The sequence below is a fragment of the Winogradskyella tangerina genome (assembly GCF_003260205.1).
GTDB lineage: Bacteria > Bacteroidota > Bacteroidia > Flavobacteriales > Flavobacteriaceae > Winogradskyella > Winogradskyella tangerina.
Map to the genome: position 1 here is coordinate 91,419 of NZ_QERF01000003.1, position 17,239 is coordinate 108,657.

Sequence of the window (17,239 nt, forward strand, 5' to 3'; positions counted from 1 at the left end):
ATGATTTCAAAAAATAATCGAATAATTTTAAGTAGTATATGCTTAATCATCCTAATGACAACGTTTAATTGTACCACAAAAGAATCTACCAATACTGGTGATGGAAACGATTTGATAAACCAGAAAGTCGACTCGCTTTTGGCTTTAATGACTATTGAAGAAAAAGTAGGACAAATGAATCTCTACAACGGTTTTTGGGAGGTCACAGGGCCAATGCCTGATGGTGATAACGCCAAAATTAAATACGAACATTTACGAAAAGGCTGGGTTGGCGGTATGCTCAGTGTTAGAGGTTACGACAACGTCATGAAGATGCAACAAATAGCCGTAGAAGAATCGAGGTTAGGTATTCCTTTAATTATTGGTTTTGATGTGATCCATGGCTATAAAACGCTTAGTCCAATTCCATTAGCTGAATCTGCAAGCTGGGATCTAGAGGCTATAGAAAACTCAGCAAGAGTTGCGGCTACTGAAGCTTCTGCTGCAGGTATCAACTGGACCTTCGCTCCAATGGTTGATATTTCAAGAGATCCTCGATGGGGACGCGTTATGGAAGGTGCTGGTGAAGATCCATATTTAGGCAGTAAAATTGCTGTAGCAAGAGTGAAAGGATTCCAAGGTGAAGACCTCAGTCAGCCTAATACCATTGCCGCTACAGCCAAGCATTTTGCAGGTTACGGCTTTGCTGAAGCAGGACGAGAATACAACACGGTAGATATCAGCGTTTCTAAACTTCATAACGTTGTATTACCTCCATTTAAAGCTGCTGCTGAAGCTGGAGCAAGATCATTTATGAACTCCTTTAATGACCTCAACGGTGATCCAGTGAGTGGCAGTACATATTTACAACGCGATATCCTTAAAGGTGAATGGAATTTTGATGGCTTTGTAGTGTCTGATTGGGCATCAATTAATGAGATCATTTATTGGGGGCGTGCTAAAGACAAAAAGGAAGCCGCAGAAATAGCGTCCATCGCTGGATCGGACATGGATATGGAAGGTCATGTTTATGTTTATGAGCTAGCAAATTTAGTTAAAGATGGCATTGTTGATGAAAGCATTATTGACGATGCCGTTAGTAGAATCTTAAGGGTGAAATTTGAATTAGGATTATTTGATGATCCTTACAGGTATTGTAATAAGGAGAATGAAGCCAAAGTTATTGGCCAGCAATCGCACCATGATGCTGTTTTGGATATGGCTAAGAAATCTGTGGTTTTACTTAAAAACGACAACAACCTTTTACCACTTAAAAAAGAAGGTCAAAAAATTGCTTTGATCGGTCAGTTAGCCAGTGATAAAAACAGCCCTCTAGGAAGCTGGCGAATTGCTTCCGACGATAATACTGCTGTCTCTATTTTAGAAGGCATGCAAGCTTATGACGGCAATCAACTTATCTATGAAAAAGGGGTAGATGTTTGGGTTGGTAATACGGCATTTACAAAAGAAGTAAAGATCAATTCAACCGATAAGTCAGGGATGACTGAAGCCTTAAATGCGGCTCGAAATGCTGACGTTGTGGTTATGGTTCTTGGTGAACATGGTTTCCAAAGTGGTGAAGCTCGAAGTAGAACAGAAATTGATCTCCCTGGCCTTCAACAAGAACTTCTTGAAGCGGTATATGCAGTTAATAAGAATATTGTATTGGTTTTACAAAACGGAAGACCCTTGGCCCTTGAATGGGCTGCCGAGCATATTCCGACTATAGTTGAAGGTTGGCACTTAGGAACACAAACAGGGAACGCCATTGCTCAGGTCTTATATGGCGATTACAACCCAAGTGGTAAACTACCGATGACCTTCCCAAGAAACGTAGGGCAAGTTCCGATCTATTACAATCATAAAAATACTGGGCGCGCTACGAACAGAGAAGGAAATGTTTTTTGGTCGCATTATATTGATCAAAAGAATACGCCGCTCTATCCTTTCGGACATGGCCTAAGCTATACCAAATTTGAATATTCAGATTTTAAAATTGAAGGTTCAGAATTTATAATTGATAGTGATATTGAAGTCTCCGTTACAGTTTCTAATGTTGGTAATTTTGACGGCAAAGAAGTAGTACAATTGTATATTAGAGATCTTGTTGGTAGTCTTGTTAGACCGGTTAAAGAACTGAAGGGCTTTGAATTAGTTAGCCTGAAAAAAGGCGAATCTAAAACAATAAAATTTATACTAACGAGTAAAGAGCTAGGCTATTACAATAACTCCGGAGAATTTGTTATTGAATCTGGAGAATTCGAAATTTTTGTAGGTGGTAGCTCTGATACGAAGCTTAAAGGAGGCTTTACATTGAAGTAAAAAATATTCATGCTAATCGAAATCGATTAAAACATGAATATTTTCTTTGTTAACTTCAATACACCTGAAACAACGCGTGCCATATCTTTAAGGTTTGAAAGAAAAACACTGTCGTTTAAAGTAGGTTCTGGTAGATCTGATTTGGTTTTCATAAGTTAAAGTTTATGGTAGATTTGGGGCAAAAAAGTTAGACATTAAGCTTATGGTAAATCCGGGTTAATTTAGTTTTTGATTTGGGATTGCTAATATGGGATAATATTTTAATTTATCTGTTGTAATACATTATAAATCGACGAAATGCACATATTTTTAACATTTGTAGTCCTATTCGATAATTTTTCCTACAAAAAAACCACATTCTAAATGTGGCAATTTATATTCTCGGTTTTATTAAAACTTAATTAGAGATTCATTTCCGGTATGTCTCCTTCCACAATTAGATGACCTTCAGTAGCCTCCTTAATGGTATCGACGGAGACACCCGGAGCACGTTCAAGTAATTTAAAACCCTTTTCAGTTACCTCGATAACTGCCAGATTTGTAACCACCTTTTTTACACATCCAACACCAGTTAATGGTAAAGAACATGTTTTAAGCAATTTAGAAGCTCCTGCACGATTGGTATGCATCATGGCAACAATTATATTTTCTGCACTTGCTACCAGATCCATTGCGCCACCCATTCCTTTTACCATTTTACCAGGAATTTTCCAATTGGCAATATCACCGTTTTCGGCAACCTCCATCGCTCCAAGTATGGTAAGATCAACATGCTGTCCTCTGATCATTGAAAAACTCATAGCAGAATCAAAAAATGAGGCACCCGGTAAAGTAGTTATGGTTTGTTTTCCGGCATTGATAACATCAGCATCTTCTTCACCTTCAAATGGGAAAGGCCCCATTCCTAGAACACCATTCTCGCTCTGAAACTCAACTTCAATATCTTCTCTTACAAAATTGGCAACCAATGTTGGAATGCCGATTCCAAGATTCACATAATAGCCATCTTTGACTTCTTTAGCTATTCGTTTTGCTATTCCGTTTTTATCTAACATTACACTTAGTTTTAAGTTAGAAAGTGCCTAAAGTATTTAAAGTCTAAACCTAATTGCACTTCAAGTACTTTATTAATTTAACTCCTTTGTCTAACCGTACGTTGTTCAATTCGTTTTTCATAATGTGCGCCCTGAAATATACGCTGCACAAATATGCCCGGTATATGAATTTCATTTGGATCTAATTCCCCAACAGGAACTAGTTCTTCGACTTCGGCAACTGTAATTTTAGCTGCTCCACACATGTTTGGATTAAAGTTCCTAGCCGTTCCCTTAAAAATCAGATTTCCTGCAGCATCTCCTTTCCAAGCTTTGATGAATCCAAAATCGGCATCAAAGGCATGTTCCAAAACATACATTTTTCCATTGAATTCTCGTGTCTCCTTGCCTTCGGCAACTTCGGTACCGTAACCTGCAGGTGTATAAAATGCTGGAAAGCCTGCCTGTGCTGCTCTAGCTCGTTCTGCTAGAGTTCCCTGAGGAATTAATTCAACTTCTAATTCTCCTGACAGCATTTGGCGTTCAAACTCGTCATTTTCACCAACATAGGAGGATATCATTTTTTTGATCTGCTTTTGCTGTAGTAATAAACCCAATCCAAAGTCATCCACACCAGCATTATTTGAAACACAGGTGAGTCCCTTAACATTGAGCTTTACCAATTCTGCAATTGCGTTTTCAGGAATACCCGAAAGCCCAAAACCGCCAAACATAAAGGTCATATTGTCCTTCACGCCTTGTAAAGCTTCAGTAACACCTGCCACTTTTTTATTTATCATAAACTAGTAAAATTAGCTTCTGAAAAGTACAAAAGACTGAGCAGATTTCATACTAAAAAAACATGAAATATAAGTGGAATTAAGAATGAGCCCTACCTGAAATCTACTTTAATTTCATCAGACTTATCCTTACTTGAATCAGCACCTAAATCACCTTCATCTACTGCAGTACAATCTACATTTATTGAAAGTTCTTTTGGCTTTTCAAATTCATCTTTAGAGACATTAAGCGTTTCATCCTCGTAACAGGCTTTCATGTATAAAGCCCAAATAGGTAAGGCCATAGAAGCCCCTTGTCCGTAAGTTATAGAACTGAAATGTGCTGCTCTATCTTCGGCCCCAACCCAAACGCCGGTCACTAAATTTGGCACCATTCCCATAAACCAACCATCACTTTGATTTTGAGTTGTACCCGTTTTACCTGCGATGGGATTATCAAACTCATAAGGATAGCCTGTAATTATCTCTTTGTAAACTGGCACTTTGGTTGCCCAATTATGGCGTAGGCGTCTACCCGAACCTGCATTGGTAACACCTTCCATCAGATTGACGGTAACATAGGCCACTTCCTCACTTAAAACATCTCTACTTTCAGGAGTTACCTGATATAAAACAGTTCCGTTTTTGTCTTCAATACGCGTTACCATAACGGGCTTATTGTAAACCCCTTTATTAGCAAAGGTTGAATAGGCCGCTACCATTTCGTATACACTTAGGTCTGGTGTTCCTAGAGCTATTGCCGGTACAGGTAAGATATCTTCTTCAACACCAAGGCTTTTTGCCATATCAGCAACTGGTTGTGGACCGATCTCATTCATTAGGCGTGCTGTTATGGTATTTGTTGAACTCGCTAAGGCATCTTTTAAGGTTTGAATCCCTGAATAGTTTCCGTCTGAATTTTTAGTCGTCCAAGCTTCTGGGTTGCCAAATTTATTTGCCTCTATGGTAATTGGCGTCCTTGGGAAAGAATCGCAAGGTGACACCTGAAGCTGATCGATGGCGGTTGCATATACAAAAGGTTTGAAGGTTGAGCCTACTTGGCGTTTACCTTGTTTTACCATATCGTATTGGAAGTGCTTATAATTCATCCCACCAACCCAAGCTTTTACATGTCCTGTTGTTGGGTCCATAGACATCATACTTGGATGCAAGAACGACTTGTAATAACGCATGGAGTCAATAGGTTTCATAACCGTATCAACTTCACCTGCTTTGCCATCAATCCATTTAAATACGGTCATTTCAACTGGTTCGTAAAATGAGGCCTCAATTTCCTTTGCAGTTTTGCCTTGCTCTCTTAAAATTCTCCAACGCTCGCCTCTGCGCATAGCAACTTTTAAGAGTTGGTCAATTTCTTTTCGGTCGAGTTCTAAAAATGGTGCTGTTGGATTTCGTTTTGGTGTATTCTGATGATCAAATTCTGCTTGCAATCTTGGCATATGCATTTTCACAGCATCCTCAGCATACTTTTGCATTCTAGAGTCAATGGTAACAAATACCTTCAATCCATCACTATACAGATCATATTTAGAACCGTCTGGTTTTCTGTTATTTTTATTGTTTGCCCAATCTTTCATGAACCCTCTTAGGTATTCCCTGAAATAGGTTGCAATACCTTCACGATGAGTTTCGGGCGTAAAATTTAGATCGAGCTCCGTGGCCTTTAATGAGTCTTTTACTTCTTCAGAAATGTATTCGTATTTATGTAACTGAGATAAAACAACGTTTCTTCTATTTTTTGTTCCCACCGGATTTCTGGAAGGAATTGGGTTGTATAATGACGAATTCTTAAACATACCTACCAGCATGGCAGATTCCTTCATGTCTAAATCTTTAGGTTCTTTACCAAAATATATTCTGGCTGCTGAACGAATGCCGTCACCATTATTTCCGAAGTCATAGATATTGAAATATTGAGCAATGATCTCTTCCTTGGTATATTGCCGTTCTAGGCGAATTGCAATAATCCACTCTCTTACCTTTTGAAGCCCTCTTTGAAACTTATTTTTTGAAACCTGATCAGTAAATAATTGCTTGGCTAATTGCTGAGAAATAGTACTAGCTCCGCCACCACGACCTGTTAAGGCTCTTAAAAAGCCACGGGCATCAATTCCTGAGTGGTCATAAAACCGAATATCTTCAGTAGCTATCAAAGCATCGACTAAATTTTTTGGTAGATCTTCGTAGGCGACAGGTGTTCGGTTATCATTAAAATAAAACTTTCCTAAGGTGACACCGTCTGAAGAAATAATCTCCGTAGCTAAATTAGTTTCAGGATTTTCCAAGCGCGTATGGTCTGGCATCTCTCCTAAAAATCCCCAGGACGCACACAAGAATAGTAAAGCAATGGCAAGAATTCCACCTGTGAAAAGGATCCAAAACCATCTAACGTATTTTGAAAAGTCTAAGACCTCAGCTTTTGTTTGTTTTGTTTTCTTTTTTGCCATAATACTAATTATTGCGCTTGTTCTACTCGAAATCCGATGTCGGTAACACCTTCTAAATTATCAACGCCGTTGACGTTTCCATTCTTCCGCATGGCATGCTGAATATCAACTCTATAATCGCCTTCTTCACTAAATTTGAATGAGGTATCATGTCCTCTGTACCACAATTTATTTTCCTTCAAATCTGAAAATCCAGAGCCTAACAATTCGCCATTCGGTGCTGCCATTTTATATTCCAATGTGTCTCTGACGGCCTTTCCATTTGGATAATTTAGCTCCACTATGAGAAACAAATTACTGAAAGGATAGTCATTTGTATTTCTGAGATTGACAAATAAGTTATAGTTTCTAAGTGTGTCGGGCGCAGTGAAATTAAAACTTGCTATAGAGTCTTTATGCCATTTGCTCGGAACTGATTTATATTCATCGAATACTGCGTTAGAATCGCAACTTGTAATACACCATAAACTAACAAGTACTAAAAGTAAATAACTAGTTCTTCTTTGCATTTTGCTTTTGATTGCGATTTCTGTTTCGATTTTTATTTCGGTTCCTATTGTTTTTACGTTTCTTTTTTGATTTTGGATTATCGAAACGTGTTAAACTGTCCTGACCTACAACGTTTTCAAATTCGTTTTTAGTGTCTAATACGTGCTCTGCTGCGTATTCTTCGAGGCTTACAACTTTCTCTTTTTTCTTGTTTTTTGAAATAATTTCGTTGGCTTGTTCAGTAGTAATAACGTGCCAGTTCATCCATTCACCTTCATAGGCATACCACATTAATCCTTTGAAAATATCCGTCTTTTGGCAAACAGCAGTACCCTTTTCGGTGTAAAGTTTGGTGTCGTTTTTCGGAAATTCTTTTAGCGCATCTAGGTATGCATCTAACTCGTAATTCAAACAGCATTTTAGCTTCCCACATTGACCTGCTAGTTTCAATGGATTAAGTGATAACTGCTGGTATCTTGCTGCAGATGTACTTACGGACCTAAAGTCTGTTAACCAAGTAGAACAACACAATTCTCTTCCACATGAACCTATACCTCCAAGTCTTGCTGCTTCTTGCCTGAAACCAACCTGACGCATTTCAATACGAGTTCTAAACTCACGGGCAAATACTTTGATAAGCTCTCTAAAATCTACACGCTCTTCAGCTGTATAGTAAAATGTAGCCTTACTTCCATCGCCTTGATATTCGATGTCTGATATCTTCATTTTTAGATTTAGGTCGATAGCAAATTGCCTCGCTTTCACCTTCATCGGTTCTTCCTTGTCTCGAGATTTAGACCAAATATCAATATCTTTCTGAGAGGCTTTACGATATATTTTTAACACATTTTCGGCATCGTCGATATCAATTTTTTTTCGCTTCATCTGAACGCGAACCAATTCACCGGTGAGTGTTACCATGCCAACATCATGACCAGCTTTTGCCTGCGTGGCCACAATATCACCAATGCTTAATGTAAGATTTTCAGTGTTTTTATAATACTGCTTCCTTCCGTTTTTATAACGAACCTCAACCCCTTTGAAGGGTTCCTGTCCATTTGGAAGCGACATATTGGCTAACCAGTCAAAAACCGTGAGTTTATTGCAGCTATCGGTGCCGCAAGTTCCATTGTTTTTGCATCCTTTTGGTTGACCGTCTTTACCAGTTGCGCAACTGTTACAAGCCATAAAAAGTTATATATATAATCTAAACCATGAGGCTTAGATAAAGGATTCATTATTTATTAGAGAGTAAAGATACTATTATTTCTTAACTAAATAATCTGTTGATTTTCAATTATTTATCATAATTTTTATAACTTAATGCTCACATCTTCAGTCAAACGCCGATGTTGATTAAAGATGATGCTTTAACCAATTCTCACATTATTATGAAAACAACAATTACATTTTTGCTATTACTTATCGTAATCTTTGTTTGCCACGGCCAAAATCCACCTGTCGAAGCTGTAGGTGGAGAATACATTAGGAACGTCGACCAGACCCAATGTCTTACACATGAACAACGTCAAGAAATTTTTTCAGAACTCAATTCAAATATTCTTAATCTACAACAATCAAATCGATTAGCCTTCAATGAAAGTGCCAAAGGTACGCACCCATTTTTTGAATGGCCTGTTCAAAAAGCAACAAATACGCCTTATAATCAAGTTTGGGCTATTTCAAACTATGTAGATCACAATCCTAGCACACCTAATCAATTAACAGATTATAATTGCGGAACAAGAAGTTACGATACCAATAGCGGCTATAATCATCAAGGCCTTGATGTTTTCTCATGGCCATTTAGTTGGTTTATGATGGATAACGACGAGGCAGAAATTGTTGCTGCTGCACCAGGACAGATTATTGCAAAAAGCGATGGCAACTTTGATCGCAGTTGTGATTTTAGCACAACAACACCTTGGAATGCGGTGTATGTGCAACATAGCGATGGTAGTATTGCGTGGTATGGACATCTTAAAAATGGTTCCTTAACCACTAAAAATGTTGGTGATATGGTTTCAGTAGGAGAATTTTTGGGTGTAATGGGTAGCTCTGGAATTTCTACAGGACCACATCTTCACTTTGAGGTATTTACAGATAACACTTATACGCAACTGGTAGATCCGTATTCTGGTACTTGCAACACTATGAATACTGAAACTTGGTGGCAAAACCAGAAGCCATATCTCAATCCTGCAGTTAATGCCGTTTTAACACATTCGGCTCCTCCTGTTTTTAATACCTGTCCAACAACAGAAACAACAAATAGAAGTGATGATTTTGACACTAATGATGTTATTTATTTTGGATTATACCTAAAAGATCAAGCTACTGGTACATCAGTAAATTTAAAGGTTATCAGACCAGATAACTCCGAACTTTATAATTGGAATTTTAATCTTACAGCAGACTACTATGCTTCTTGGTGGTATTGGAATTTTTCAAATGTATTTGATATGAACGGTGCCTGGAAATGGGAAGCCACTTATAACGGGCAAACCGTTACACATGTGTTTAATATAACTGGTGCACTCAGTGTTGATGAATACACGTTAGATGATGTTACTATTTATCCTAATCCGGTAAATGATATTGTGAGTATCAAATCGAAGGCTAAGATCGTAGAAGTTTCAATAGTAAATACGTTAGGAAAAAACATATTAACTCTAAGTGATACTACTTCTGGTGAAGGGATTCGTCAAATGAATTTAACTGAATTGGCAAATGGTGTTTACTTTGTAACCTTTCATGGCGAACAAAACCAAAAAAGTACCATAAAGTTGATTAAAACAAATTAAAACTGCTATGATACTTTTTTGAATGTATTTTCAGATGGGTTCAATATTTAATCTACGTAGTTGAAGGATTCCTCTAATTCGAGACCACTTACATCAGCAGAAGAAATGGTTCCGAAGCGCGATATAATTCGATTTGAAGAATCAAAAACAACTTCAATATCATAATTTATATGATCACCGTTGGCTTCAATCCAGTTATTTGGACTGCCATAAGTGGCAATATATACGCCAAGTTGTTCTGCAGGAGGATTTATGAAAATGTCATAATAATCATGGATATGGAACGGTTTAACCAACGGATTAATGGATGAATCGTAAATGAAATGAGTCTCTTGAGCAATGATAGATAACGGATCACCACTAAGTGTTGTTGAAATGAGGTTGCCCTGAGCATCGTACTCGAGCTCTTCGAGTTTAAATGCCTCATCGCCAACAAATTCTTCAGCACTTATAAGTTGATTGTTGTCATTAAACGTATATACAGTGGTATAATTAGAGTAAGAATCAGATTTTATTACTTGGTTACCGTTGTACGTAAATATATAGTCGAAGTTTTGAGAACTTTGAAAGTCTTCTTGAGTAACTTGAGCTATTTGTCCAGAACTATTGTAGCTCACTGTATTTTCTAAGATTAAATTACCTGCACTGTATTCTTTCGTATTGATGATGTTATTATTGGCATCGCGAATAATTTCTATATTTTTATTGTAAACCACGCTGTTAATTTCTATTTCCTCAATTAAATTATCGGAATTCATAATAAAATCTTTGTCGTGATTCCAAGTGCCTGCAAATAGACTTACATCATTAGAATATCGCGATAAATTATAATTGACTTGGTTTTCCTCAGCACCTGGTGAATAAGAATTAGTAGATTCTTCAGAACAAGCCATTAAACAGGTTATTGCTAAAAGCATTAGAATAGGTTTTTTCATTTTTTTGGTTTTTGTAATTATTGATTTGATTTAAAAGTTCTTTTTTCTTAAGTGTGAAGAGCCACCAATTGCCCAAATTGTAATGAGCGTCTAATTGAGATCTATAAATACATTCTGAATTCGTATCGCGGAATTAACGCAGTAGATGCTAAAGTTTTGCTCCATTCAATCCTTTTGCAGTAGTCCTTAAATGTTTCTTCTCTCCACATAAAATCATCTTTCCAGAATTTGCTGGGAGAGATGTAGCAAAACGTATAGTCGAAAACCGTTTTTAGGATTTGTTCTCTATAATATTTTTCTAGATTTTTAGGGGCCTTCAGGATTATTTTGTGCTTTAGACATTCTGTTTTTATAATTGAAAAAACATCTAAATAGTCCTCATAAAAGGAAAATTGAGTATCGTCATTTAAATGAGATCTGTTTAATCTTTTGTCAGGAATTAATTGAAGCACATCTGCACATGAAATGTCGAAGTAGGAGAATAAATACTGCAGTTCAAAAATATTGTCACTGTTGAAATTAATATCAATTTTAACCTGAAAATCATGGGACTTTTTTAAAGTTTTAAGCGCTGAAAAAACCGTCTGAATTCTTTCATGATTTGCTCTATGCATAAAACTTTTTTCATTGCAATTGGGGTTTTCTACGCATACAATAATTTCATCTAAACCAGCCTGAATTAATTTTTCAATACTTAATTCACACACATTAGATGAACTTATCTTTAGGGTAATAAATGGCATTTTATATTGTTTACCTAAAGCAACAATTTTGATTAGCATAGGATAATTTAAGGGCCCTGAAACACCACCTAATTGTATTTTAGATGCGCGCTTAAAAACACGGTTTGCAATAAGTTTTAAGTCTTCCTCATTAAATCGTTTGTCCGAGATTTTTGAGTTTTGAGTTGTGAAACTCCCTAAGCTATTTACGCTAATTGTACTTTCAATTGAAGGATCTAAATGAATTCTTAGATAGCGTTGGTTTAGCCTATGTTGAAAGTAAATAGTTAAAAACTTAATTCTGTGCCTAACTATTTTTCTTATAACATCTAATTGTTTTTTAATGTTCATACTGAGCTCCTCAAATTTTTTTCAAATAAAAATGAATTCACTCAGGGCTATCAGTATGATGTAATAAGTGTACCTTTTGAATTAATTTATGGTTGATAAAATGTCTTCTGTAAGAAAAAAGACGTCCTTTATAATTAAAAAAGGCTCTAGAATCTAGAGCCTTTTTTAATTATTTAGAAGATTTTATGGTATCGAAAATATTCCTCAGATCTTTTTTATAGGGCAAATGATCTGCTCTACCTTTTTTAAAGATGTCATTGCTATTTCCCTGTCCTCTTCGTAATGCCTTCTGCTCTTCATAAGGTAAATGAATAACCTCCTGACATTGCGATGAGCAACAGTTTTCCATTTTTTCTTTGCATTCGTCACATTGAATAAACAATAAATGGCAAGCTTCATTTGCACAGTTAGTATGAGTATCTGCGGGTTTACCACATTGATGACAACTAGCAATAATGTCGTCGCTAATGCGTTCTGAACGCCTTTGATCGAACACAAAATTCTTTCCTATAAATTTATTCTCTAAACCATCAGCTTCAACCTGTCTGGCGTAGTTTATAATACCGCCTTCAAGCTGAAAAACATTTTTGAATCCTTTATGCTTATAATACGCGCTTGCTTTTTCACATCGAATTCCTCCGGTACAATACATCACCAGATTTTTGTCTTCTTTGTGCTCTTTTAGATCCTCTTCAATAAGGTCTAAAGATTCCCTGAAGGTATCTACATCTGGAGTGATCGCATTCTTAAAATGTCCAATTTCACTCTCGTAATGATTGCGCATGTCCACCAAAACTGTATTCGGATCCTCGATGAGCTCATTAAACTGTTCTGCACCCACATGAACTCCTTTATTTGTAACATCGAAAGTGTCATCGTTTAAACCATCTGCCACGATCTTGTGGCGCACTTTAACTTTCAACTTAAGAAAAGCGTAGTTATCATGTTCAATTGCAATGTTCAGCCTAACATTTTCTAGAAAGGTTATGGTGTCTAAATGCGATTTAAAAGCATCAAAATTTTCTGCAGGAACAGATAACTGAGCATTAATACCTTCATTGGCGATGTATATGCGACCAAGAACATCGAGTTCTGCCCATGCCAAATACATATGGTTTCTGAAGATTTCGGTATTTCCGATTTTGGCGTACTTGTAGAAAGAGATCGTTAAGCGTTCTTTTCCCGCTTTTTCAATCAATTCGGCTCTTTCTTTAGCACTTAAGTTATTGTACAGTTGCATGCTATACTAATTTTTAAGGTTAAAGATATGATTCTCCGTTATCTAAACTTCGAAGATTCTGAGGCAAAGGTATTATTTTTAGCGAATTACAATAAAAAAGCACCCATAATTTCTATAGGTGCTTTTCTAACTAACCACTAACTTAAAACTAATTGAAAAAGTGATTAAACTTGGTTGAACGGCTGCGGAGATAGCCAACAGCCGAATAACCTTGTACCTTGCTAAATGGTTGATAAAAAGTAAAACTTCCTGATGCCTAAGCTTACTTTTTCAAGATAATCATAGCAATTTTTTCCTTTTTCGTTTATAAGATGTGAAAAGTGTAAAATGGTTGCGTCAGAAAATTGAAAAAAATAAAATAAGTGGTATTTTTGGTAACAATTTAATTCAGAAAATAGTAGAGATGAGTAGTGAAAAAGACGCAAAATTAAAAGCCTTAAAATTAACCTTAGACAAGCTAGATAAAGCTTACGGAAAGGGCACCGTAATGAAAATGAGCGATCAGGCGATCGAAGATGTGGATGCCATTTCATCGGGTTCACTAGGTTTAGATATTGCTTTAGGTGTTGGAGGATATCCAAGAGGGCGAGTTATAGAAATTTATGGGCCAGAATCTTCTGGTAAAACCACATTGACGCTTCATGCAATTGCAGAAGCACAAAAAGCTGGTGGCATTGCTGCCTTTATTGATGCTGAACATGCATTCGATAGGTTTTATGCTGAAAAGTTGGGCGTAGATCTAGAAAACCTAATTATTTCACAACCTGATAATGGAGAGCAAGCTTTAGAAATCGCAGATAATTTAGTGCGTTCAGGCGCTATCGATATCATCGTTGTTGATTCTGTGGCAGCCTTAACTCCAAAAAGTGAGATCGAAGGTGAAATGGGAGATTCTAAAATGGGACTACATGCCCGCTTGATGTCTCAAGCTTTAAGAAAGCTAACTGCATCGATTAGTAAAACCAATTGTACAATGATTTTTATTAATCAGTTACGTGAAAAAATTGGTGTGATGTTCGGTAACCCAGAAACTACCACTGGTGGTAATGCACTTAAGTTTTACGCTTCAGTGCGTTTAGATATAAGACGATCTACACAGATCAAAGACAGCAACAGTAACGTAATGGGTAACAAAACTCGAGTTAAGGTTGTGAAGAATAAAGTGGCACCACCATTTAGAACTGCAGAATTCGACATTATGTATGGCGAAGGTGTATCTAAGGTTGGTGAAATTTTGGATTTGGCTGTTGAACACGATATTGTTAAAAAGAGTGGTTCATGGTTTAGCTATGAAGACACTAAACTTGGGCAAGGTCGTGATGCTGTAAAGTCCCTCATTAAAGATAATCCAGATTTAATGGATGAACTTGAAGAAAAAGTTAGGGCGTTAATCAATGATAATCAATAAGTTAATTAAAAATCCTAAATTTTTTTAGGATTTTTTTGTTTTTAGACGCAACCCTTTTGGGAATCCTGCATCTAAACATTAAGAATTTAAATGTTTATGAAAAAATTATATTACATAGCGGTTTTATTCACACTGACATTATTCTCTTGTGACATAGGAGATGGAGATCAGCAATTTCAATTCGAAGTGATGCCAATCACAAGCGTACAAGTCCCAGACGAATTTCAACTTGGTAGTACCTATGAAATATCTGTGTCTTACAACAGACCTAATGATTGTTATGAATTTAACGATTTTCTTTACTCGGTAAATGGTGCGGAAAGATCTGTTGCGGTTGTAAATACCGTTTATGCAACATCTAACACAGGTTGTGGTGGAAGCCCTGAAAGTGAAACTGTAGGATTCGATTTTACAGTGACCTCAATTGAGACACATATTTTTAAGTTTTTCCAGGGAACTGACAGTGCTGGTATTGACCAGTATCACATTGTAGAAGTGCCTGTAGTAGAGGATTGATCTTTGATCAACCCTTTTAGAAGCTATTAATCATAAACAAACTAAAAGCATGTGAGTTTAGAGAGACTCATAGAAAACTGTATAAAACAAGATGCTCAAGCTCAAAGTCAATTATACAAGCAATACGCAAGTAAATTATTTTCACTTTGTCTTAAGTATTCTAAAAATTATGCCCAGGCAGAAGACAATCTGCACGATGCTTTTATTACTGTATTTAGTAAAATAGATCAGTATAAAAACAAAGGTTCTTTCGAAGGTTGGTTAAAACGAATAGCCATAAACACGGCTTTACAACGCTATAGAGATAATGTAGGTGTTTATGATATTGTTAATGAAGGTCAGATTGAAGACGTAACCGTCGATCTAGATGATAGTGATCTTAGCATAGATTTTCTATTAAAGATCATTCAAGAATTGCCTGACAGGTACAGATTGGTTTTCAATTTATACGTTCTAGACGGCTATTCACATGTTGAAATAAGTGAATTGATCAATATTTCTACTGGGACCTCAAAATCAAACCTAGCGAGAGCACGGATGATTTTAAAAGATAAAATTGAAGATTATAAGGCGAATAAAAATTCGCGATCATTATAATAATGAACGAAAAGAAAAATATAGACAGACTTTTTCAAGAAAAGTTTAAAGATTTCGAGATGGCTCCTCAAGATGCCGTTTGGGATCGTATAAGCGAAAGTCTACCTAATAAGAAGAAAAAGCGTAGAGTCATTCCGATATGGTGGCAAATTGGAGGTGTTGCTGCAACTATTGCTTTACTTCTCACTATTGGTTTCTTAGTTTTTGATTCGGATGAAAATCTTACCGATAAACCAGTAATTGTAGAGACTGAACAAAACGACCCTTCAAACAAGACCCTTGAAAACACACACGAAGAGCCGGCACAAAATGATCTTAATTCAAGTAACGAATCACAAGAGACTCAGTTAGTGGAAACAGAGAACACAATGGACTCCACTAATGACGATACTGAACCGAATTCTAGATTAAACGAAGTAAATACATTTAATAATCTTATTTCGAATCCTAGAGCACATAAAGATGCTGTGGCAAATCGCACAGATAAAACTGAGCACAATTCGCAGCAGCCAAAGTCTTTGGTAAATAATCCTTCAAATAAACGCTCAACCGTAGCCTCTAATAAAGAGGATGAAAATTTGAAAGACAAAAATCCACAGAACGATCTTGAATTGAAATCTACAATTAAGAATGCTATTGTAGATCCAAAAACAGCCGTTGCAGAAAATTCTAATTCTGAAAATAAGACAAATAACACTGCATCTGAAGATTTAGAAAAAGACAAAGAAACACTTGTAAAAGAAGACCCAAACAAGACATCTATTATAGATGCTATTGCGGAGAACACTAACCTCATTGATGAAAAAGAAAAAGAAGATGAACAGAACAGGTGGAGCATTCAACCTAATGTTGCGCCTGTTTATTTTAGTTCTCTAGGTCAAGGGTCTACTATTCATAATCAATTTAGCGATAACTCAAAAAGCAGTGAAATAAGTATGAGCTACGGAATCTCTGGTAGCTATGCAATTTCAGATAAATTGAGAATTCGCGCCGGTATTAACCGCGTTAATCTCAATTACGCAACTTCAGACGTAATTGCTTTCAGTGGTGCTAATACAGCTGCCAGAAATGGTTTTTCCCAAGGAAATATCAACTTCAAAAACGGTAATGTAGTTTCGTTGGTAAGCTTAGAAACGCTTATCAATTCTACGACTCCGGAGGCCTTCAATACGAAAATTACGGGTGATATCGATCAGCGTTTCGGGTTTGTTGAAGTTCCTTTAGAGTTAGAATATCGACTATTAGATAAAAAGTTTGGACTTAATGTTATTGGTGGGTTTAGTACGTTTTTCTTAAACCAGAATGAAATCTATGCAGACATAGACGGTAATTCAACCTTAATAGGTGAAGCCAGTAATATTAATTCAACAAGTTTTAGTGCCAATTTCGGTTTAGGATTGGATTACAACTTGTCTAAACGATGGAATATAAATCTTGAACCGCAGTTCAAGTACCAGATAAATACATTCAATAACACCTTTGGAAACTTTAGACCATTCTTTATTGGTGTATATACTGGAGTAAGATTTAAGTTTTAGGTTAATTTAAATTCGGTTAAGTTATTGCAAAAGCAATGATGAATGCAATGATGACAA

15 protein-coding genes are annotated in these 17,239 nt (G+C 36.5%); 6 read left to right on the forward strand and 9 right to left on the reverse strand.

All coding sequences use genetic code 11. The annotated features are described in order from the left end of the window. Window positions 1-2,301 carry a beta-glucosidase BglX gene (bglX, locus tag DDY94_RS05890; RefSeq protein ID WP_111683130.1) on the forward strand — a complete coding sequence of 767 codons (2,301 nt, stop codon included), beginning with the start codon at window positions 1-3 and terminating at the stop codon, window positions 2,299-2,301. 26 nt (window positions 2,302-2,327) lie between these two features. Here bglX and DDY94_RS16305 read toward each other — a convergent pair whose 3' ends face one another. The 6 genes from DDY94_RS16305 to DDY94_RS05915 all read right to left on the reverse strand — a co-directional run bounded on the left by DDY94_RS16305 (window position 2,328) and on the right by DDY94_RS05915 (window position 8,259). Next, window positions 2,328-2,453 (reverse strand): hypothetical protein, encoded by a 126-nt coding sequence (locus tag DDY94_RS16305; protein ID WP_262627054.1) that lies wholly within the window; start codon window positions 2,451-2,453, stop codon window positions 2,328-2,330. 249 nt (window positions 2,454-2,702) lie between these two features. Next, window positions 2,703-3,356 (reverse strand): 3-oxoacid CoA-transferase subunit B, encoded by a 654-nt coding sequence (locus DDY94_RS05895; RefSeq protein WP_111683131.1) that lies wholly within the window; start codon window positions 3,354-3,356, stop codon window positions 2,703-2,705. 77 nt (window positions 3,357-3,433) lie between these two features. Then, complete coding sequence (locus tag DDY94_RS05900) at window positions 3,434-4,135, reverse strand: CoA transferase subunit A (protein ID WP_111683132.1); 702 nt, start codon at window positions 4,133-4,135, stop codon at window positions 3,434-3,436. Between the two features lie 92 nt (window positions 4,136-4,227). Beyond that, window positions 4,228-6,582 (reverse strand): penicillin-binding protein 1A, encoded by a 2,355-nt coding sequence (locus DDY94_RS05905; RefSeq protein ID WP_111683133.1) that lies wholly within the window; start codon window positions 6,580-6,582, stop codon window positions 4,228-4,230. 8 nt (window positions 6,583-6,590) lie between these two features. Then, window positions 6,591-7,091, reverse strand: coding sequence for a gliding motility lipoprotein GldH (locus tag DDY94_RS05910; protein ID WP_111683134.1), 501 nt, complete (start codon window positions 7,089-7,091; stop codon window positions 6,591-6,593). Next, on the reverse strand, window positions 7,075-8,259 hold the full coding sequence (locus tag DDY94_RS05915) for a PSP1 domain-containing protein (RefSeq protein WP_111683135.1): 1,185 nt from the start codon (window positions 8,257-8,259) through the stop codon (window positions 7,075-7,077). The genes DDY94_RS05910 and DDY94_RS05915 overlap by 17 nt, the downstream gene beginning before the upstream one ends. A 203-nt stretch (window positions 8,260-8,462) precedes the next feature. Here DDY94_RS05915 and DDY94_RS05920 point away from each other — a divergent pair, with 203 nt between their 5' ends. Then, window positions 8,463-9,875, forward strand: coding sequence for a peptidoglycan DD-metalloendopeptidase family protein (locus DDY94_RS05920; RefSeq protein WP_198658920.1), 1,413 nt, complete (start codon window positions 8,463-8,465; stop codon window positions 9,873-9,875). A gap of 47 nt (window positions 9,876-9,922) precedes the next feature. Here the strand turns inward: DDY94_RS05920 and DDY94_RS05925 are convergent, their stop codons facing one another. From DDY94_RS05925 to trhO, 3 genes are all read right to left on the reverse strand, one after another. Next, window positions 9,923-10,810 (reverse strand): RHS repeat domain-containing protein, encoded by an 888-nt coding sequence (locus tag DDY94_RS05925; protein WP_111683137.1) that lies wholly within the window; start codon window positions 10,808-10,810, stop codon window positions 9,923-9,925. Between the two features lie 101 nt (window positions 10,811-10,911). Further along, window positions 10,912-11,883, reverse strand: coding sequence for a hypothetical protein (locus DDY94_RS05930; RefSeq protein WP_111683138.1), 972 nt, complete (start codon window positions 11,881-11,883; stop codon window positions 10,912-10,914). Window positions 11,884-12,052: 169 nt separating this feature from the next. After that, the gene (trhO, locus tag DDY94_RS05935; protein ID WP_111683139.1) at window positions 12,053-13,123 is read right to left on the reverse strand and encodes an oxygen-dependent tRNA uridine(34) hydroxylase TrhO; all 1,071 of its coding nucleotides are present in this window, start codon (window positions 13,121-13,123) and stop codon (window positions 12,053-12,055) included. A 403-nt stretch (window positions 13,124-13,526) separates the two neighbouring features. Between trhO and recA the strand changes: the two genes are divergently transcribed. The 4 genes from recA (at window position 13,527) to DDY94_RS05955 (ending at window position 17,182) form a co-directional block, all read left to right on the forward strand. Further along, window positions 13,527-14,531, forward strand: coding sequence for a recombinase RecA (gene recA, locus DDY94_RS05940; RefSeq protein ID WP_111683367.1), 1,005 nt, complete (start codon window positions 13,527-13,529; stop codon window positions 14,529-14,531). Between the two features lie 96 nt (window positions 14,532-14,627). Then, window positions 14,628-15,047 (forward strand): hypothetical protein, encoded by a 420-nt coding sequence (locus tag DDY94_RS05945; RefSeq protein WP_157957261.1) that lies wholly within the window; start codon window positions 14,628-14,630, stop codon window positions 15,045-15,047. 51 nt (window positions 15,048-15,098) lie between these two features. Next, the gene (locus DDY94_RS05950) at window positions 15,099-15,644 is read left to right on the forward strand and encodes an RNA polymerase sigma factor (RefSeq protein ID WP_111683141.1); all 546 of its coding nucleotides are present in this window, start codon (window positions 15,099-15,101) and stop codon (window positions 15,642-15,644) included. Between the two features lie 2 nt (window positions 15,645-15,646). Next, window positions 15,647-17,182: a hypothetical protein gene (locus DDY94_RS05955; protein ID WP_111683142.1), complete on the forward strand. Its 1,536-nt coding sequence runs from the start codon at window positions 15,647-15,649 to the stop codon at window positions 17,180-17,182. The last annotated feature ends 57 nt before the right edge of the window (window positions 17,183-17,239 follow it).